At 67.2% G+C, this 19,460-nt stretch carries 17 protein-coding genes; 9 read left to right on the top strand and 8 right to left on the bottom strand.

Annotated elements, in window-relative coordinates:
- Nucleotides 1-47: 47 nt before the first annotated feature.
- Nucleotides 48-1,436, bottom strand: a complete 1,389-nt coding sequence (locus SMAL_RS06565; protein ID WP_041864491.1) for a cation:proton antiporter domain-containing protein — start codon at nucleotides 1,434-1,436, stop codon at nucleotides 48-50.
- 100 nt (nucleotides 1,437-1,536) lie between these two features.
- Nucleotides 1,537-3,228, bottom strand: a complete 1,692-nt coding sequence (asnB, locus tag SMAL_RS06560) for an asparagine synthase B (protein ID WP_012510525.1) — start codon at nucleotides 3,226-3,228, stop codon at nucleotides 1,537-1,539.
- 335 nt (nucleotides 3,229-3,563) lie between these two features.
- On the opposite strand from asnB, the gene SMAL_RS06555 reads away from it, so the two are divergent.
- On the top strand, nucleotides 3,564-4,442 hold the full coding sequence (locus tag SMAL_RS06555; protein WP_012510524.1) for a tetratricopeptide repeat protein: 879 nt from the start codon (nucleotides 3,564-3,566) through the stop codon (nucleotides 4,440-4,442).
- An 80-nt stretch (nucleotides 4,443-4,522) separates the two neighbouring features.
- Here SMAL_RS06555 and dapE read toward each other — a convergent pair whose 3' ends face one another.
- From dapE to map, 6 genes are read right to left on the bottom strand one after another with little or no spacing between them, the layout of a single operon-like run.
- Nucleotides 4,523-5,650: a succinyl-diaminopimelate desuccinylase gene (gene dapE, locus SMAL_RS06550; protein WP_012510523.1), complete on the bottom strand. Its 1,128-nt coding sequence runs from the start codon at nucleotides 5,648-5,650 to the stop codon at nucleotides 4,523-4,525.
- Nucleotides 5,647-6,018 (bottom strand): arsenate reductase, encoded by a 372-nt coding sequence (locus SMAL_RS06545; protein WP_012510522.1) that lies wholly within the window; start codon nucleotides 6,016-6,018, stop codon nucleotides 5,647-5,649. The genes dapE and SMAL_RS06545 overlap by 4 nt, the downstream gene beginning before the upstream one ends.
- A 31-nt stretch (nucleotides 6,019-6,049) precedes the next feature.
- A complete protein-coding gene (locus SMAL_RS06540) occupies nucleotides 6,050-6,919 on the bottom strand; it encodes a hypothetical protein (protein ID WP_012510521.1) in 870 nt (289 codons plus the stop codon).
- Nucleotides 6,920-6,921: 2 nt separating this feature from the next.
- Nucleotides 6,922-8,013 (bottom strand): 2,3,4,5-tetrahydropyridine-2,6-dicarboxylate N-succinyltransferase, encoded by a 1,092-nt coding sequence (gene dapD / locus SMAL_RS06535; protein ID WP_012510520.1) that lies wholly within the window; start codon nucleotides 8,011-8,013, stop codon nucleotides 6,922-6,924.
- Complete coding sequence (locus tag SMAL_RS06530) at nucleotides 8,013-10,622, bottom strand: [protein-PII] uridylyltransferase (protein ID WP_485616898.1); 2,610 nt, start codon at nucleotides 10,620-10,622, stop codon at nucleotides 8,013-8,015. Before SMAL_RS06530 ends, dapD begins: the two co-directional genes overlap by 1 nt.
- Nucleotides 10,623-10,642: 20 nt before the next feature.
- Nucleotides 10,643-11,485: a type I methionyl aminopeptidase gene (gene map / locus SMAL_RS06525; RefSeq protein ID WP_079993540.1), complete on the bottom strand. Its 843-nt coding sequence runs from the start codon at nucleotides 11,483-11,485 to the stop codon at nucleotides 10,643-10,645.
- A 173-nt stretch (nucleotides 11,486-11,658) separates the two neighbouring features.
- On the opposite strand from map, the gene SMAL_RS06520 reads away from it, so the two are divergent.
- The 8 genes from SMAL_RS06520 to tsf all read left to right on the top strand — a co-directional run bounded on the left by SMAL_RS06520 (nucleotide 11,659) and on the right by tsf (nucleotide 19,386).
- Nucleotides 11,659-12,186, top strand: a complete 528-nt coding sequence (locus SMAL_RS06520) for a Csu type fimbrial protein (RefSeq protein ID WP_004151083.1) — start codon at nucleotides 11,659-11,661, stop codon at nucleotides 12,184-12,186.
- 10 nt (nucleotides 12,187-12,196) lie between these two features.
- A complete protein-coding gene (locus SMAL_RS06515) occupies nucleotides 12,197-12,931 on the top strand; it encodes a fimbrial biogenesis chaperone (protein WP_004151081.1) in 735 nt (244 codons plus the stop codon).
- Nucleotides 12,882-15,311 (top strand): fimbria/pilus outer membrane usher protein, encoded by a 2,430-nt coding sequence (locus SMAL_RS06510; protein WP_079993539.1) that lies wholly within the window; start codon nucleotides 12,882-12,884, stop codon nucleotides 15,309-15,311. The genes SMAL_RS06515 and SMAL_RS06510 overlap by 50 nt, the downstream gene beginning before the upstream one ends.
- Nucleotides 15,308-16,327, top strand: a complete 1,020-nt coding sequence (locus tag SMAL_RS06505) for a Csu type fimbrial protein (RefSeq protein WP_012510517.1) — start codon at nucleotides 15,308-15,310, stop codon at nucleotides 16,325-16,327. The genes SMAL_RS06510 and SMAL_RS06505 overlap by 4 nt, the downstream gene beginning before the upstream one ends.
- 81 nt (nucleotides 16,328-16,408) lie before the next feature.
- Nucleotides 16,409-16,648 (top strand): hypothetical protein, encoded by a 240-nt coding sequence (locus tag SMAL_RS06500; RefSeq protein WP_012510516.1) that lies wholly within the window; start codon nucleotides 16,409-16,411, stop codon nucleotides 16,646-16,648.
- Complete coding sequence (locus SMAL_RS06495; RefSeq protein WP_012510515.1) at nucleotides 16,648-17,361, top strand: fimbrial biogenesis chaperone; 714 nt, start codon at nucleotides 16,648-16,650, stop codon at nucleotides 17,359-17,361. The genes SMAL_RS06500 and SMAL_RS06495 overlap by 1 nt, the downstream gene beginning before the upstream one ends.
- Before the next feature lie 220 nt (nucleotides 17,362-17,581).
- Nucleotides 17,582-18,385 (top strand): 30S ribosomal protein S2, encoded by an 804-nt coding sequence (gene rpsB / locus SMAL_RS06490; RefSeq protein ID WP_012510514.1) that lies wholly within the window; start codon nucleotides 17,582-17,584, stop codon nucleotides 18,383-18,385.
- Nucleotides 18,386-18,510: 125 nt separating this feature from the next.
- Nucleotides 18,511-19,386, top strand: coding sequence for a translation elongation factor Ts (tsf, locus tag SMAL_RS06485; RefSeq protein WP_004151069.1), 876 nt, complete (start codon nucleotides 18,511-18,513; stop codon nucleotides 19,384-19,386).
- Nucleotides 19,387-19,460 lie beyond the last annotated feature (74 nt).

Here is a 19,460-nt window from a genome sequence, read left to right as displayed (position 1 = left end):
CACACCAGCCTGGATGCCGGCCAGCGGCCGGCACTACCGTCCAGCGCTCAGCCCCGGCGTCGCTCGATCAGGTTCAGCAGCGGCCCGGTCATCGCCGTGGTCACCAACGCCATGATCACCAGCACCGCGAACAGGCGGTCGCCGAGCAGGCCCAGCTCGTAGCCCAGGTTGAGCACGATCAGCTCCATCAGGCCACGGGTGTTCATCAACGCGCCCAGCCGCCACGCTTCGCGTGTGGGCATGCCGGCGCTGCGTGCGGCACTGAAGGTGCCCAGCAGCTTGCCGGCCGTGGCCACCGCAATCACCACCACGCACAACACGATATCGCTGGCCTGCAGCGCATCGGCGCGCATGCGCAGGCCGGTCATGGCGAAGAACAACGGCAGCAGCAGGGTCACCGCGAACGGTTCGACGCGGGCCATCAACAGGTCGCGCAGCTGCGCGTTGGACGATACCGCGACGCCCGCAGCGAATGCACCGAACAGGGCGTGGATGCCCAGCATCTCGGTGACCAGCGCACTGGCCAGCGACAGCAGCAGGATGCCCAGCAGCCAACGTCCCTCACGGCCCGGCGCGATCTGCTGGCGGGCAAACCACGGCTTCACCAGCCCCAGCATCAGCGCCACGAACACGACCACGCACAGCAGGTTGAGGCTGGCCGGCAACCAGCCGCTGGCCTGGGCCGCAGCGACGATCAAGGCCAGCAGGCACCAGGCGGTGGCATCGCCCAATGCCGCGCAGGCGATCGCGGTCTGACCCAATGGCGTCTGTGTGATCCCACGATCGGCAAGGATGCGCAGCAACACGGGGAACGCGGTGATGCTCATCGAAATACCAACGAAAAGCGCGAAGGCAGTGAAGCCCACGCCCTGCGGGCCGTGCTGCGGATACAGCCAGATCGCCAGGGCGACGCCAAGCACGAACGGCACCGCGATGCCGGCATGGCTGACCGTGAAGGCGAAGCGCCGGCGGCCACGCAGCGCCGCCAGGTCCAGCTCGGCACCGGCCACCAGCAGGAACATCAGCACGCCCAGCTGGCTGAGCATGCCCAGCGGCCCCAGCGAACTGGCCGGGAACAAGGCACCATGCAGCTGCGGCAGCAGGCTGCCGAGCACCAGCGGCCCCATCATCAGGCCAGCGGCCATCTCGCCGATCACCGCCGGTTGTCCAAAGCGCTTGAGCAGCGCGCCCGCGCCCTTGGCCACCAGCAGCAGCACCAGCAGCTGCAGCAGGAACAGGCCCAGCGGTGAGGCAAGGTGCTGCGCCCAGCTGCCTTCGGCGGCTACCGAGGCACGGGCGACCGCCGCAGGCGCTGCCGGCCCGGCATACCGCGCCAGCAGCACCCCGGCCAGCAATGGCACGCCGGCCCAGGCCAGATAACGCCATCCCCATTTCATCGGCGGCGCCTGGCCCCCGGTCTGTACGCCCATGAACATTCCCCAATGTGCAGGGGGCGATGATACGAAAAAGGGGACGGAGGGGATTAAGTCGTTTGTGGCAAAAACGACTTAATCCCCTCCGTCCCCTTTTTGGGACTTAGGCCAGTGCCTGCTCGTGCACGCCGGCAATCGCGCGGCCCGAGGGGTCCGCCGCTGCCGCGAAGCTGGCATCCCAGGCAATGGCGGCCGGCGACGAACAGGCAATCGACTTGCCGCCCGGCACGGTCTCCGCCGCAGCACGACTCGGGAAGAACTGCTCGAACAGGTGGCGGTAGTAGTACGCCTCCTTGGTCTGCGGCGGGTTGTGCGCGAAGCGCTTGTCCGCTGCCGCCAACACACGGTCGCTCACCTGCGCTTCGGCATGCGCCTTCAGCCCGTCGATCCAGCCGTAGCCGACGCCATCGCTGAACTGCTCCTTCTGCCGCCACAGGATGCTGTCCGGCAGGTAGCCCTCGAATGCTTCGCGCAGCACCGCCTTCTCGATGCGGCGCCCACCGAAGCCGGCACCGACCATCTTGTGCGCGGCATCGAAGCGCATCGCCACGTCGAGAAACTCGCGGTCGAGGAACGGGACACGCGGCTCCACGCCCCAGGCCATCATCGACTTGTTGGCGCGCAGGCAATCGTAGTTGTGCAGGGCATCGAGCTTGCGTACCAGCTCGTCGTGGAATTCGCGTGCATCCGGCGCCTTGTGGAAGTACAGGTAGCCACCGAAGATCTCATCGCTGCCTTCGCCGGAGAGCACCATCTTCACGCCCATCGCCTTGATCCGCCGCGCCAGCAGGAACATCGGCGTGGAGGCACGGATGGTGGTGACGTCATAGGTTTCGATGTGGCGGATCACCTCCGGCAGCGCATCGAGGCCTTCCTCGAAGGTGTATTCGAAGCCGTGATGCACGGTGCCGAGTGCCTCGGCAGCGATCGCCCCGGCCGCCAGATCGGGCGAGCCCTTCAGGCCGATCGCGAACGAATGCAGGCGCGGCCACCAGGCTTCGGTCTGCCCGCCATCCTCGATGCGGCGGCGCGCATAGCGCGCGGCCACCGCCGCCACCAGCGACGAATCGAGGCCGCCGGACAACAGTACGCCGTACGGCACGTCACTCATCAGCTGGCGTTCCACCGCATGTTCGAAAGCCTGGCGCAGCTCGGCGAGGTCGGCCTGGCGGCCCTGCACGTCGCCATAGTCCCGCCACGGCTGCTGGTAGTAGCGCACCAGCTCACCGCTGGCACTGTCGAAATAGTGGCCCGGCGGGAACTGCGCGACATCGGCACAGGTATCGACCAGTGCCTTCATTTCCGAGGCTACGCGCAGCCGGCCATGTGCATCGTGACCCCAGTACAGCGGCACCACGCCGACCGGATCGCGTGCCACCAGTACACGGCCAGCATCGCGATCCCACAGGGCGAAGGCGAAGATGCCGTTGAGCTGTTCCAGCCACTGTGCTGGCGTACCGCCCTGACGGTACAGCGCGTTGATCACTTCACAGTCCGAACCGGTCTGGAAGTCGTAGGCGGTGGTCAACGTGGCCTTCAGCTGCTGGTGGTTGTAGATCTCGCCGTTGACCGCCAGCGCCAGCTGGCCATCGGCCGACAACAACGGCTGCGAACCACCGGCCGGGTCGACGATGGCCAGCCGCTCATGGACCAGCAGCGCACCTTCGTCGAGGTACACGCCGCTCCAGTCCGGGCCACGGTGGCGCTGGCGCTGCGACAGTTCCAGCGCATGGCGGCGCAGGGCGGGAAGATCGTCACCGGCCTGCAGGCCGAAGATTCCGAAGATCGAACACATGGCAGAGCTCCTGTTGTGGGGATTTCACGGGGAAGGTGTTCGACCGGCAACCAGGCCCGGGTGGGACTGCACCCGGGCACAAAAAAACCCGCATCGGCTGATGCGGGTTTTCTGGTGTCCGGGCGTGTGTTGCTGTCTATCTACCCAGGGCGCAGTCCCGCATCGGCCGCGCACGATTATTCGCGCGCAGATTATTGCGGTTGTTGTTATTGACGGCGGTGGCCAAGCGGATCGACATGGCATCGACCCTACCCCGGTTTCCGGCGCGGTGCAACAGTTGCGTCGGCAACCACGCCTGGAGCGCATAATGGCCCGCCCTGAACCGTGTAACAGGAATGCAACACCGCAATGGACGCACCGGGGCGCTGGCCGCCCTGCTCTGCCTAAGCCTGGCCGCCTGCCAGAGCCTGCCCCCACCCTCCACACTGCAGCTGGACCAGCAGCAGGCACTGGAGCAACGCGGAACCGATGGCAGCTTCGACGGTGCCTGGGAAACCGCGCGGACCTTCGAGCGCTTCAACGATCTGCGCGCCGTCACCTACTACGAGCGCGCCGCGGCGGTCACGCCCTGGAGCTTCCACAACACCAAGGCGGAAGAGGCGCTGGGCCGGATCTGGACCTCCGGCACGCTGCGGTATGCCGACAGTCCACACATCAACCCAGCACCGGTGCTGCGCGCGTCCTGGCGACGTGGCGAACGCTGGTCTCTGGCCGCCGCCAATCACGGCAATCCGTACGCGTTCTTCGACCTGGCCAAGGCCTATCGCGAGCGCGACGACGCCCAGCGCGCACTGCGTTGGGACCTGCGCGCGATGGTCTACCAGCGCTATGCGTCGTCATCGTCGGGACTGCCCGGTGCGGTAGCGGCCACAGGCGATACCGTGCATCCGCTGGTGGCGAGGATCCAACGCCGCGCCGCTGCAGGCGACGCCGACGCACAGGTCGATCTTGGCGCGCTGCTTGAAAAGGGCGTCGGCCTGCCACGCGATCCTGCCCGTGCCCTGCAGCTGTACCAGCGCGCCGGTGAGAGGGGCAATGTGTTCGGCCAGTACTTCGCCGGGCTGCTGCTGGGCCGGAGTGCGCCGGGCGTGGAGAAGGACACCGATGCTGCGGCGCGCTGGTTCGCGCGCGCCGAGGCGCAGCACTTCTACATGGCCGCGCCAAGTTATTGGAAGAAGGCGATCGAGCCGCCGTTCTTCATTTTTTCGGAGTAGAGAAGCGGCCCCGGCGGGAGGCGTGCCGACCAACGGTCGGCACCCACCTCAGCAGGATCGAGGCATCCCCACTGCGGGGCTCACACCAGCAACCGTTCCACCAGCCGCTGGTACAACCCCGGCAGTGCTTCCAGCTCGTCCACGCGCACGTTCTCGTCCACCTGGTGGATGCTGGCGTTGACCGGCCCCACTTCGATGCACTGCGCGCCCAGCGGCGCGATGAAGCGTGCATCGGAGGTGCCTCCGCCGGTGCTTTCTTCCGGTGCGCGGCCGATGTGCTCGGCCAGTACCGCGCGCGCAGTCGCACGCAGCGTGCCTTCCGGGGTGTAGAACGGCTCACCGCTGCGATGCCACTTGAGCGTGTACTGCAGGCCATGCTGGTCCAACAGTGCAGTGATCTCCGCCTCCAGCTTCGGCGCATCCCAGTGCGGGTTGTAGCGGATGTTGAAATCCACCTCCAGCTCGCCGGGAATCACATTGTTGGCACCGGTACCGGCATGGATGTTGGAGATCTGCAGGCTGGTCGGCGGGAAACTCTCGTAGCCGTCATCCCAGCGCCGCGCACTCAGCTCGGCCAGGGCCGGCGCCGCCTGGTGGATCGGGTTACGTGCCTTCTCCGGATACGCCACATGACCCTGCACGCCCTGCACGCGCAGCTTGGCCGACAGGCTGCCGCGACGACCCACGCGCAGCAGGTCACCCAGCGTCGCGGTCGACGACGGCTCGCCGGTGATGCACCAGTCGATGCGCTGGCCGCGCTCGGCGAAGAGCCGTGCAACGTGGCGCACGCCATCGATGGCATCGCCCTCCTCGTCGCTGGTCAGCAGCACCGCCAGCGTGCCGGTATGATCGGGATGCGCGGCCACGAACTGCTCGGCGGCCACCACGAACGCCGCCACGCTGCCCTTCATGTCGGCGGTGCCACGGCCGTACAGCACACCCTCACGGATCTGCGGCGTGAACGGATCGCTGGCCCAGGCCTCGCGCGGGCCGGGCGGCACCACGTCGGTGTGGCCCAGCAGCACCAGCACCGGCGCACCCTGCCCATGGGTCGCCCACAGGTTGTCGACCTCGCCCAGGCGCAGGTGATCGCACTGGAACCCGGCCTGCTTCAGGCGTGCCGCCAGCAGTGTCTGGCAGCCAGCATCATCCGGCGTCACCGAGGGTCGTGCGATCAGTTCGCAGGTCAGGTCGAGGACCGCACTCATGCGTCACCCACGCCGAAGCGGGCCTTGAAACCGTTGTCACTGAACCCCTGGCTGACCGTGCCATCGGCAGTGACCACCAGCGGACGCTTGATCAGCTGCGGGTACTCGCGCAGCAGCAGCTTCCATTCGGCCTCGGAATCAGCAGCCTTGCGGTTGTCCGGCAGCTGCCGCCAGGTGGTGGAGGACTTGTTGACCATCGCGGCCAGGCCACCCAGCTGCGCCGCCCATGCCAGCAGCGTTTCCGGGCTGGGTTTGTTGTCGCGGTAGTCGACGAAGGTGTACGGCACGCCGAAGCGGTCCAGCCACTTGGTCGCCTTCTTGCAGGTATCGCAGTTCTTCAAACCGTAGACAGTGGTGCTCATGGCCATCTGTGATGCTGGAAAACAGAGGGCCAGAATCTCACAACAGGCGCTCGGACACGACCCGGAACGGCACCCTTGGCAGCCGGAAGGCCAGCCCCTCGTGCAGCGCCACGCCCATTGCCTGCAGGCGCGGGCACTGCGGTTCGCCTTCCAGCTGCAGCGGTTGCAGCTGTGCGATCTCCACCGGCAGCGCGATGCGGGTGCTGGCCCAGCGGGCGTCGCAGGTACGGGCGATGGCCTCGTCCTGGCAGGTGACGAAACGCAGCACGGCCTGGTGCCCGCCGAAGGCCGCCGACCACGCCGCCGCATCCTCCCGGCCTGCAGCGGCCTGCCACTGCAGGTGCAACCTCGGCGCACTGCCCTGCCCGCCTTCGATCAGGGTGTACCCATCGCCATCGGTGCGCACCACATGCTCGAAGCGTGTGGGCAGATGCGGCTGCATGGCATCGCTGAACGCACGCGCGCCAGCCACGAAGGGCAGCTGGTCCATCACATTGCGATCGAACAGCACCACCGGCGTTCCGTCCGGATCGTCGTCGCGGCGCAGGTACCAGCGCCAGTTGCTCTGCCTTGGCGACGGCATCAGGAAACGCAGCGGCCCGGCCAACGCCGGCCCGAAGTGGCCGTGACGGTAGCTGAGGATGGTGTAAGGCGTACGTCCGGCATGGACCACGTAATGATGGCCCGGTGGCGGCGTTGGTGCGTGGCGCACGTCGACCCACCAGCTCACGTAGACCACATCGCGCACGTCACTGACCAGCGCCAGCATCGGCCAGCGCCGCGACAGTGCGCGGCGCAGCCGGGTCCAGCGCGGAGCGTGCAGCAGGCGCGGCAGCATCCGCCCGACCAGGGTGTCGGACGGATGCCGGTAGATCGCGGACTGCGCCAGATCCTCCGGCGCAATCACCTTCAGTCGGCCAGGCCGCGCAGCAGGTCGTTGACGCTGGTCTTGCTGCGGGTCTTGGCATCAACCTGCTTGACGATCACCGCGCAGTACAGCGAGTGGGTACCGTCCTTGCTCGGCAACGAGCCGGACACCACCACGCTGTACGGGGGGATGTAGCCGTAGCTGATCTCGCCGGTGGCACGGTTGTAGATGCGGGTGCTCTGGCTGAGGAACACGCCCATGCCGATCACGCTGTGGTGGCCGACCACCACGCCTTCCACCACTTCCGAACGCGCACCGATGAAGCAGTGGTCCTCGATGATGGTCGGGCTGGCCTGCAGCGGTTCCAGCACACCGCCGATGCCAGCGCCGCCGGACAGGTGGCAATGCTGGCCGATCTGCGCGCACGAACCCACGGTGGCCCAGGTATCGACCATGGTGCCTTCGCCGACGTAGGCGCCGATGTTGGTGAAGCTCGGCATCAGCACCACGTCCTTGCCGAAGTAGGTGCCGCGGCGGGCGATTGCCCCCGGCACCACGCGCACGCCGCCACGGCGGAACTTCGCCTCGTCATAGCCGGCAAAGCGCGATTCGACCTTGTCCCAGAACGGCGCCGGCTTTGCGTCGACCACGGCCATGTCATTGACGCGGAAATACAGCAGCACCGCCTTCTTCAACCACTCGTTGACCTTCCAGCCGCCGTGGCCGTCCGGCTCGGCAACGCGGAATTCGCCGCTCTCCAGGCCATCGATCACGCGGTTGACCAGCGGCTTGGTCGAGCCTTCCAGCTCGTGCAGGGTCAGCGTGGCGCGGCGCTCGAAGGCGCTCTCGATGCCGAACTTAAGTTCTTCCACGCCCGGCGACGCCGGCTTGCGCAGCGACTTGCGGGCGATGGTCTCGGCGCGCGTGGTTTCAGCGCTCTTGGCCGGAGCCTTCTTCGCTGCTGCGGCTTTTTTCACCGGGGCCTTCACTGCAGCGGCCTTCTTCGGCGCAGCGGCCTTCTTCGCGGCCGGCGTGACGGCAGCAGTTTTCCGGGCCGCTGCGCTCTTGGTGGTCGCGGCAGTCTGACCAGCCTTCGGCTGTTGTGGAACTTTCTTGGCGGGCTTGGTGGCCATCAGGCGGGGTCTCCGGCGTTTCGATCAGGGTCCAGGCAGGCCAGCATTGCGTCATGCAGCTGCTGCCGGGCGGGTTCAGTCAGGGGGAGGTCGTGTTCGTCACTGATCACGAAGGTATCTTCGGCGCGTTCGCCAAAGGTGGCAATGCGCGCGTCCTGCACGCGCAGGCCCTGGTTGCGCAGCACGAACGCCACATCGGCCAGCAGGCCGGGACGGTCGGGGGCGACCAGGGCAAAACGGGTCGCGCCGGGTTCATCGCGGAACTCGATGCGCGGCGCAAAACGGAAGTGGCGCAGCTGCCGGGGCACCACACGGCGTGACGGCCGCAGGCGGGTCAGGTCACCGCTGAGCGCTTCACGCAGGGCGGCTTCCAGGTTGGCACTGCTGCCATCGGCGAAGGTATCGGCCGGGCTCACTTCAAACGTATCGAAAATGGTATCGGCCGGGCCATCCAGCACGCGCGCACGATGGATGCCGTAGCCCTTGCGGTCCAGCGTCATCACGATCGCTGCGAACAGGCCGTCGCGGTCAGGCGAGTGCACGAACACTTCCAGCGCGGGATCGTCGACGCTGATCCGGCGCACCTTCACCAGCGCCTGCCCCTGCTTCACCGGCACCAGGGCAGCGGCCTGCCAGGCCAGCTGCTCCGGGCGCAGGCGGATGAAGCCTTCGTCGGGCATCACCGCGAACTGGCGATCGATGGTGGCGTCGTCGTAACCCTGCTCGCGCACCAGTGCGCGCACGCTGTCACGTGCTTCGGCCACGCGCTCGGCGGCCGGTACCGGATGCTCCAGGCCCTCGCGCAGCGCACGCCGCGTGGCGAAGTACAGGTCGGCCAGCAGCCGGTCCTTCCATGCGTTCCACAGCTTCGGGCTGGTGCCGGCGATGTCGGCGCAGGTCAGCAGGTACAGGTAGTCCAGACGATCACGGCTGCCGATCAGGGTGGCGAAGCGATGGATCACCACCGGATCGGCGATGTCCTGCTTCTGCGCGGTCATGGACATGCGCAGGTGCTGCTCGACCAGCCACGCGACCAGCTCGGTATCGGAGGCACTCAGTCCGTGCGCCTGGCAGAACGCACGCGCATCGACCGCCCCCAGTTCCGAGTGATCACCGCCACGGCCCTTGGCGATGTCATGGAACAGGCCGGCCAGCAACAACAGTTCCGGTTTGCGCAGGCGTGGCCACACCTCGTGCGCGATCGAGAAGCGCTCGTCGGCACGGCTGCTGGCGAACAGGCCGATGTTACGCAGGACCATCAGCGTGTGCTGGTCGACGGTATAGACATGAAACAGATCGAACTGCATGCGCCCGCTGACCTGGGCGAAGGCGGGAATCCACTGCCCGAGCACGCCCAGCCGCGCCATGCGCGAGAGCGTATCGACCGGGCGCTGACCGCGCAGCAGCGCCAGGAAATGCTCGCGTGCATCGGAATCGGCCTGGTCGTAGGCCGGCAGCAGTGGCAACGATTCGGCCAACGCGCGCGCGGTCAACGAATGCAGGCCGCGTACCTGCGGGTTGTTGGCCCAACCGGCGAACAGCGCGAATACCTGGCCGATGTCGCCACGCGGCCATTCGGCCTCGTTGGCGGCCAGATAGCCACGACGCAGGGAGAAACCAACGGTCAGCGGTTCCGGCTGCGCCTCGCCATCGAACTGCTCCTCGAAGCGCTGCAGCAGGCGGTCGCTGATCCGGCGCACCACCAGTGCGGCGCGGTAGAACCCCTGCATCATTTTCTCGACACCGAGGTTCTCGGCGTCGTCTTCGAAGCCCAGGCGCGCGGCCAGGGTCTTCTGGTAATCGAAGCGCAGGCGCTCTTCCGGGCGACGTGCCACCAGGTGCAGGCCAAAGCGCAGGCGTGCCAGCACCGCGCGCTCGCGCTTCAGTGCAGCCGCTTCGTCGGCCCCCAGGTGGCCCAACCCGACCAGCGCTTCCAGATCGCGCACACCGAACGCGCGCAGCGCCATCCATCCCAGCGTATTGAGGTCACGCAGGCCGCCGGGACCATCTTTCAGGTCGGGCTCCAGGTTGTCGGCGGTGTCGCCGAAACGCTGGTGACGGTTGCGCAGTTCTTCCAGCTTGGCCAGGAAGAACGCACGCGCCGGCCACAGCTCACGGTCATCGATGGCTTCGCGCAGCGCGCGCCGGATCGCATCTTCGGCAAGTATCGGGCGCGCCTCGATCAGTGCGGTCATCACCGTCTGGTCGGCAGCAGCCTCACGGCACTGCGCGGCCGAGCGCACGGCGTGGCTGACCGCCAGCCCGCAATCCCACAACAGCGCGAACAGGCGCGCCAGCGCGGCCTCGTGGGCCAGCTGCGCCGCCGGCTCTCCGAATACCAGCAGGTCGATGTCCGAACACGGGAACAGTTCCCCACGCCCGTAGCCGCCCACCGCGAACAGCGACAGGCCGCTGTCGGTGGGCAGGCATCGCTGCCAGGCAAGGCGGATCAGGTGGTCGGCAGCGCGCGCTCGCAGCGCCAGCAGGCGCTCGATGTTGTCGCCCTGGTCGAAGCGGCGGTAGAGGCGCGCGTCGGCCTGCTGCAGCGCCTGGCGCGCGGCAGCAGCCCAGTCCGTGTCATTGAGCGACGCGGCCGGCGTGTCCAGCAGCGAACTCGCCGGCAGCATCCTCAGGAGACCTGCGACTCGCCCGGCGACAGGGTCAGCACGTCGACGCCGGTCTCGGTGACCGCGATCATGTGCTCCCACTGCGCCGACAGCTTGCGGTCCTTGGTCACCACGGTCCAGCCATCCGGCAGCACCTTGTTGTAGCGGGTGCCCTCATTGATCATCGGCTCGATGGTGAAAGTCATGCCCGGCTGCAGTACCAGGCCCTGGCCGGGACGGCCGTAGTGCACCACCTGCGGTTCGTCGTGGTAGACCTTGCCGATGCCGTGGCCGCAGTACTCGCGCACCACGCTGAAACGCTCACCTTCGGCATAGCTCTGGATGGCATGGCCAATGTCGCCCAGCGTCGCGCCCGGACGCACCGCGCGGATGCCGCGCCACATGGCTTCGTAGGTGGCTTCCACCAGCCGCCGCGCCATCACCGAGGGGGTGCCGACGAAGAACATGCGGCTGGTGTCGCCGTGCCAGCCATCCTTGATGACGGTGACGTCGATATTGATGATGTCGCCATCCTTCAGGACCTTCCCTTCGCTGGGAATGCCGTGGCAGATGACGTTGTTGACCGAGGTGCACACGGTCTTCGGGAAGCCGCGGTAGCCGACGTTGGCCGGAATGGTGCCCTGCACGTTCACGATGTGGTCGTGGCAGATGCGGTCCAGTTCCTCGGTGGTGACACCGGGCTTGACGTGGGGGGTGACGATGTCGAGCACTTCGCTGGCCAGGCGGCCGGCGACTCGCATCATCTCGATTTCCTGCGGGGTTTTCAGATTCACGCTCATGGCGCCCATTATCGCCGATCCGGCCGCAATCCGAACGAACGCCACCCAACTGGCGATCCGGGCCATGCACGGTTCCGGCAAGGAATGTGAAAGCGTGATGGTCAACACCCTTTCGATTCCCCGATTCTCACGGAATACAGACACTTGCGATGCCTAAGCTGGGGCCACTGTCGTCAAAGCGGCGCCGAACGTGCCGTCTTCGCTCTGTTCAACAGACCTTCGGGTCAGGGAGGTTGTCCATGCGATCCACAGTTCGTCTCCCCTTGGCCCTGGTCCTGGCCCTGCTGGTTGCCGGCCCCGTCGCCGCTGCCGACACCGTCACTTTCAACGTGCTGCTGACCATCAACAAGGCCTGCACCATCACCGCGGCTGCGGCGACCAACGTCAACTTCGGCAATGCTGATTCAAGCTCCGTCACCCCGCTGAATGCGCAAGGCACGGTAACTGCCCAGTGCAGCGTGACCACCCCCTACACGATCGCGCTCAATGCCGGCCTCAACCCAGGCACCGCCGGCGATGTGACCACCCGCCGCATGCGCAACACCGACTCCGGGGTGACCGCCAACAACTTCGTCGGCTACCAGCTCTACCAGGATTCGGGCCACAACACGGTATGGGGGGCCAGCACCGGCACCAACACCGTGGCCGGCACCGGCACCGGCGCCAACCAGGTCTACCAGGTGTATGGCCAGGTGGCCAACCCCAGCGTCAACAACGCTGCCCCAGGTTCCTACCAGGACACCATCACCGCCACCATCACCTATTGAGGGCGTGCTGATGCCAATGCCCCGCGGACGCCGCTTGCAACAGCTGGCGTTGATGGTGCTCGCGTTGCCGCCTGCCTTCTGCATGGCGGCCAGCCTGCAGGTATCCCCCACCCAGTTCGAACTGCGCGCCAACCAGAACGCCGAGGCGCTGTGGATCAGCAACAGCGGCACCGAGCCGGTGCAGGTGCAGGTGCGTATCTACCGATGGCAGCAGGCCGACGGGCGTGACCAGCTGGAAGCCAGTGACGCCCTGCTGCCCAGCCCGCCCATGCAGTCACTGGCGGCCGGCCAGCGGCAGCTGGTCCGCCTGGTCCGCGTCGATGCCAGCGCCCCCGCCGTCCAGCAGGCATTCCGGGTCATCGTCGATGAGATCCCTGCCTATGACCCCACCCGCCAGGGGATGCAGTTCGTATTGCGCTATTCCATTCCCGTGTTCGTGCAACCCGAGGGCAAGCCACCCGCACCCCGGCTGCAGGCGCGGCTGATCCAGGACGGTGCCGGCCCGGCAATGCTGGAAGTGCACAACAGCGGCGATGGACAGGCGCAGGTCGCCGACCTGGCCGTCCTGCTGGGCCAACGCAGCACGCCGTTGCTGCCTGGCCTGGTCGGCTATGTGCTGCCCGGGCAGACCATGCGCTGGGCGCTGCAGCAGGCCCCTGCACAACTGGCAGGCGGCATCTTCAGTGCGAGGATCAATGGTGGGTCGCAGCTTACGCCCCTGCCCACGACGCCGCCGGCTCGCTGAGGCCTGCGTGCTGGCCTGCTGCACCGGACTGGCATCGGTTTCCGTGCATGGCGCCGGCCGCGGACTGCCGGCTGGCGCCGACATCTCCGCTGAAGTCTCTCTGCCGGCCCCCACGCCATTGACCGCGCCGCAGGCGCTGTATCTGGACACCAGCCTCAACCACGCCCCGCGCGGGCTGCTGCTGTTCCACGAGCAGGCCGGGCGACTGCAGGCGCCCGCTGCCACGCTGCGCCAGCTCGGCTTTCCGGTGCAGGGCGATGCACCGGTTTATCTGGATCAGATCACGCAGCTGGTGGTGCATTACGACGCCAGCCTTCAGGTTCTCGACCTGCAGGTGCCGCTGCAGCAGCTGCAGCTGCCGGTGGCACAGCTGGGCAGGGGCAGCGAGACCGCTCCGGAGGCGCAGGTATCGCCGGGCATGGCTCTCAATTACGACGTCTATGCAAGCCACAGCGACGGGCTGGGCAACGTCAGCCTCAACAGCGACCTGCGTCTGTTCGGGTTCGGCAACGGCACCCTGCGCAACACCACACTGATGCGCAGCTACCAGTTGCCCGGCGAAGGCTGGCAGCAGGAATCGGTTCGGCTGGATACCAGCTGGCGCCTGGACCTGCCAGAGCAGGCACTGACCCTGACCGTAGGCGATTTCTACAGCGGCTTTCTGGAATGGTCACGGCCGGCGCGCATGGCCGGCATCCAGATCGGTCGAAACTACGGGCTGCAGCCGTACCGTGTCCTGACCCCGACGCCGGCCTTCCTCGGCGAGGCGGTGGTCCCCTCCAGTGTCGAGCTGTACATCGACGGCCTGCGCCAATACAGCGGGCAGGTGCCGGTCGGCCCGTTCCAGCTGGCGGCGCAGCCAGGCATCAACGGCACGGGCACGGCGCAGGTGGTGGTCACCGATGCGTTCGGCCGCATGCAGACGCTGGATTTTTCCTTCTACGGCACCCAGCAGCTGCTGGCCGCCGGCCTGTCCGACTGGTCGGCGGGCATCGGCCGGCTGCGGCGCGACTATGGCATCCACTCCTTCCGCTACGACGCCGACACGGTTGCCAGCGCCACCCTGCGACGGGGCGTCAACAACCGCTTCACTGCAGAGGCCCATGCCGAAGGCGGAGGCGGCATCGTCAACGCAGGGCTTGGCGGCGCCTGGCTGCTGGGGCGGGCCGGTGTGCTCAGCGCCAACTGGAGCGAAAGCCGCGACGGCCAGCGCAATGGCCGCCAGTACGGCATGGGCTACAACTGGAACAACCGCCGCTTCAACGTCAATCTGGCCAGCCGCCGTACCAGCGGCGACTACCGCGATCTGGGCAGCCTGCAGGACAACGTACCGCCCCGGGTGAGCGAGCAGGCCTCCTTCGGCGTTGACCTGGAGCATCTGGGCTCGTTCAGCATCAGCTATCTGCGCCTGGACCAGCCGCAACCATTGCTGGACGCACCGCAGCCGGCGCCGCCGCAGGCGCTGCCCTTCAGCCGCAGCCGCTACCTGAGCCTGTTCTGGTCGCGCGCGTTCGGCCGCTGGAATGCCTATCTGTCAGCCACCCAGGACATCGACCAGCGGCGCAACCGCAGCGTCTATCTATCGCTGGGCACCCGGCTTGGCGAGGATCGCCAGGCCAGCCTGTCGGCCCAGCGCAATGGCGAGCGCCACTACGCCAGTGCCGAGATCATGCGCCCGGTGCCCGGCGATGGCAGCCGCGGCGGCCCCGGCTGGCGCCTGCAGGCACGCGATGATGGCGGCGGCCTGGCCGAGATTGGCGCACTGGGCGCTCATGGCCGCTATTCGGCCGGCATTTCCCGCAACAGCGGCCAGACCTTCGCTTACGGCAATGCCAGCGGCAGCCTGGTATGGATGGCCGGCAGCGTGTTCGCCGCGCGCGAGGTACCCGATGCCTTCGCGGTGGTGTCCACCGGCCGCCCCGGCGTTCCGGTGCTGCTGGAGAACCGCCCGGTCGGCGTCACCGATGACAAGGGCCTGCTGCTGGTCACCCCCCTTCTGTCGTGGCAGCGCAACCGCTTGACCATCGACACCCTTGGCCTGCCCGCCGATCTGCGCGCCGAACAGGTGGAGACACTTGCTACCCCACGCCAGAGCGCCGGCATGCGGGTGGAGTTCCCGCTGCGGCAATCGCATGGTGCATTGCTGACGCTGACAGACGCCGATGGCAAACCACTGCCGCTGGGTGCACGGGTGCAGGGTCAGGGCATCGCACCGACCGTTATCGGGCACGACGGCCAGGCCTGGCTGGAGTTCAGCGCCGAGGCGGCGACTCTGCTGATCGACAGTGAGCTCGGCCGCTGCCGTGCGCAGGTGCAGCGGCCGGCAGCGGGCACGCGCCGGTTGCCGGCGGTGCGCTGTATCGCCGAGCCACGGCCATGATCCGTCTACTGGGTGCGCTGCTGGCGCTGTGGCTGGGCATGCAGGCCCTGCCCGCGCAGGCCGCGACCAGCTGTTCGCTGAGCAGCCCCACCCTGGCCTTCGGCACGGTTTCCAACGGCCTGGTCGATACCACCACCTCCTTCACCATCACCTGCACCACCGGAGCCGTCGCCCTGCTGGCCAATGTACGCGTCACCTTCTGCGTGGGCCTGCCGGCGGGAACGGGCGGCACCACCATCACGCCATCGCGCACGTTCGCCAACAGCTTCGGCGACCGCCTCAACTACCAGATCTACAGCGACGCCAACCGCACCACCGTGATCGGCAGCAGCGTTGCCAGCAGTCCGGCCTGGGCCATGTACCAGATGCAGTACCCGGTGCCGGCGCTGGGTGGATCGGGGTCGGGCACGGTCATCCTCTATGGCCGCTATCCCGCCAGCCAGGTGCTGTCGGCCGGCACATTCACCAGCACCCTGGCGGCGACATTCCAGTACGCCTACAACGAACCCCTGCTGGGTACGCCGCCCTACCCGGCCAACTGCACCGTGGCTGCCCCCACCGTCACCGGCAACTCGGGCCTGATCACCGCGACGATGTCGGTGATCGCCAACGCCACGGTCAATCCAGCCTGCGGCACCTATGTAACCGCACCGATGGATTTTGGCAGCAGCACCGGCACGGTCCTGGCAAACATCGACCGCACGGCGGTGTTCAGCCTGACCTGCGTCAACCGCAGCCCGTTCCAGATCGGCCTGGACAATGGCAGCAATGCCGATGGCAGCGGCAACCGGCGCATGCGCGTGGGCACTACCGGCGCGACCGTGCCCTATGAGCTGTACCAGAACGCGGCCCGCACACTGCGCTGGGGCAACGTGCTCAACACCAGCACGGTGGCCGGGACAGGCAATGGGTCCGCCCAGAACCTCACCATCTACGGCCGGGTCGCGCCAACGCCTGCGACCTCCACACCGCCGGGCGTCTATACCGATACGGTCACGGTTACCATTACCTACTGACGACTCACTGCCTGCCGCCGCCGATTACAGATCGCCGCGCATGCGCCGATACCGGCTGCGTCCCTTCCGCCCTTCCATGCGATGCACCTGCGTTTCCTTCTCGCCCTCGCCTTCGTCGGCACGGCACCCTGCGTAGGGTCCGCACAACCTGCCGCCCTGCCGGCACAGGACAGCCTGACCATCACCCTGCGGATCACCGATGCACGCGCGCAGCCCCTGCAACGCAGCGACGCCCCCACACCGGTGCCACCACAAGTGCAGGCGCTGACGCCCGCACCACCCGCGGAGGCGGCGGCTACCCTGGTGACGGTGACCTATTGATGCTGCGCCTGTTGCTGTGTCTGGCGCTGTCAGCTGTACCGCGCCTCAGCTACGGCCTGGAGCTGTCCAGCACCGAAGTGCGGTTGTCGGCTGCACGCGCCGACGGTGAACTGTGGTTGCGCAACACCGACGCCACCGGCTGGAGCGGCCAGGCCCGACTGTACCGCTGGGAGCAACAGGAGCAGAGCGAAGTGCTGTTGCCCGCCGACGACGTGGCCGTGAGCCCGGCCCGACTGGAGATCGCTGCAGGCCAGCGGCAGAGGCTCCGCCTGGTCAGCCTGGCCCCGCCCCCGGCCGGCGTGCAGCGGGCCTACCGGCTGGTGATAAGCCCGGCGCCAGACCTGCCATCTGCGCTGGCCATCCGCTACTCATTGCCGGTGTTCCTGGACCCACCCACCCCGGTGACAGCAGCCCTGCAGGTGCAGGTGCGCTCCCCTCCCGGCCTGCCCCCGCAGCTGTGGCTGCATAATGGCGGCTCCGGCCGTGCCCAGCTGGTGGACCTGGTGTTTGTTGATTCCCGCGGCCACCGCCAGCACCTGATCGACGGGCTGGTCGGCTACGTGCTGCCGGGGCGCGCCCGCCTGTGGGCGCTTCCATGGCGAGCCGATGCCTACGCGGGCGGGGGGTTCAGGGCCCGCCTGAACCATGCCGGCGAGGCCGCGCTGGACGCCGCTCCCCCGTCATTTGCGGCAGCTGCCGCCGCCGGGCTATAATCGCCGGGATGACCTGCCGCCTTGTGCGCGGGACACCGTCCACACCGGACGTCACCGGTGAATCCACACCTGCTGCCCCCATCCGTGCCGGGGTGCTCCGCAAGGAGTTCGGCCACGGAGGCAACAGGGAAGCCCAACCCCGGAACCATCCGCGCTTCCACGCGTCCCGCATACCTATCCCCGCGGGCGGAATCGCCGGTTCCATATCAGGAGTATTGCAATGCCCCAGGTCACCATGCGTCAGATGCTGGAAGCCGGCGTCCACTTCGGCCACCAGACCCGCTACTGGAACCCGAAGATGGCTCCGTACATCTTCGGCGCCCGCGGCAAGATCCACATCATCAACCTGGAAAAGACCGTCCCGCTGTTCAACGATGCGATGAACTTCATCTCGTCGGTTGCCCAGAAGCGCGGCACCGTCCTGTTCCTGGGCACCAAGCGCAGCGCCCGCGAAACCATCAAGGAAGAAGCCGAGCGTTGCGGCATGCCGTTCATGAACCAGCGTTGGCTGGGCGGCACCCTGACCAACTTCCGTACCGTCAAGCAGTCGGTTGCCCGCCTGAAGGAACTGGAAGCCGGTGAAACCGACGGCACCTTCGAAAAGCTGGTCAAGCACGAAGTGCTGGGCCTGCGTCGCGAGCGCGACAAGCTGGAAGCCTCGCTGGGCGGCATCAAGGACATGAACCGCCTGCCGGACGCCATCTTCGTGATCGATATCGGCCACGAAGACATCGCCATCAAGGAAGCCAAGAAGCTGGGCATCCCGGTCATCGCCGTGGTTGATACCAACTACAACCCGGAGCTGGTGGATTACGCGATCCCGGGCAACGACGACGCCATCCGTGCCGTGCAGCTGTACTCGCGCGCCGCTGCCGACGCCGTGCTGGAAGGCAAGGCTGCTGCTCCGCACGCTGCTACCGTCCGTGAAGAAGAGTTCGCCGACGCTCCGGCCGAAGACGCCAAGCCGGCCCGCCGCGCTCCGGCCAAGAAGGCTGCTGCCGACAAGGGCGAAGCCCAGGCCTGATCCAGGCCCCGATGGGCGCCACGCGCCCACCAGTCCTGTCCGCTGCCGATGGCGCGACGACAGGACACTGTCACACGGGCCGGCCACCATGCCGGCCCAACCCCTTTCTTTCGTGAGGTAATCCCGTGGAAATCACTGCTTCCCTGGTCAAGGAACTGCGCGAGCGCACCGGCGCCGGCATGATGGAATGCAAGAAGGCTCTCACCGAAGCCAACGGCGACATCGACGCCGCTGCTGAAGCCATGCGCAAGTCCGGCGCTGCCAAGGCCGACAAGAAGGCTGACCGCGTGGCCGCCGAAGGCCGTCTGGGCCTGGCCCAGGATGGCGGCAAGGCCGTGCTGGTCGAAGTCAACTCGGAAACCGACTTCGTCGCCAACGACGTCAACTTCAAGAATTTCGTCGATTCCGTCGCCGCTGCCGCCCTGGCATCGGGCGCCAACGACGTCGAAGCTGTGAAGGCTGCCAAGCTGGCCGACGGCCGCACCGTTGAAGAAGCCCGCGCCACCGCCGTGCAGACCCTGGGTGAGAACATCCAGATCCGTCGCATGGTGAAGGTTGATGGCAACAACACCATCGGCGCCTACGTCCACACCAACGGCAAGGTTGGCGTGCTGGTCGACCTGGTCGGCGGCGACGTCGAGCTGGCCCGTGGCCTGGCCATGCACGTGGCTGCCCTGAAGCCGCCGCACAACAAGGCTGCGGACGTCCCGGCCGAGTTCGTCGAGAAGGAAAAGGAAATCGAGCTGGCCAAGATGTCCGAAAAGGACAAGGCCAAGCCGGCCGACATCCTGGAAAAGATCATCAGCGGCAAGATCAACAAGATCGTCAGCGACGTGACCCTGTACGGCCAGACCTACGTGCTGGGCGACACCACCGTCGAGCAGGTGGTCAAGGCCGCTGGCGCCGACGTGGCAGGCTTCAAGCTGCTGGTCGTCGGCGAAGGCATCGAGAAGGTGGTGGAAGACTACGCCGCCGAAGTTGCCAAGGCGATGCAGGTCTGATTCCAGCCTCCCGGCTGTGATGCGACCAGAAGGAGCCGCGGGAAACCGCGGCTCTTTTTTTATGTACGGGCCAA

Origin of the sequence: Stenotrophomonas maltophilia R551-3 (assembly GCF_000020665.1) — a bacterium.
Classification (GTDB): domain Bacteria; phylum Pseudomonadota; class Gammaproteobacteria; order Xanthomonadales; family Xanthomonadaceae; genus Stenotrophomonas; species Stenotrophomonas maltophilia_L.
This window is presented reverse-complemented; position numbering and strand designations above follow the sequence as displayed.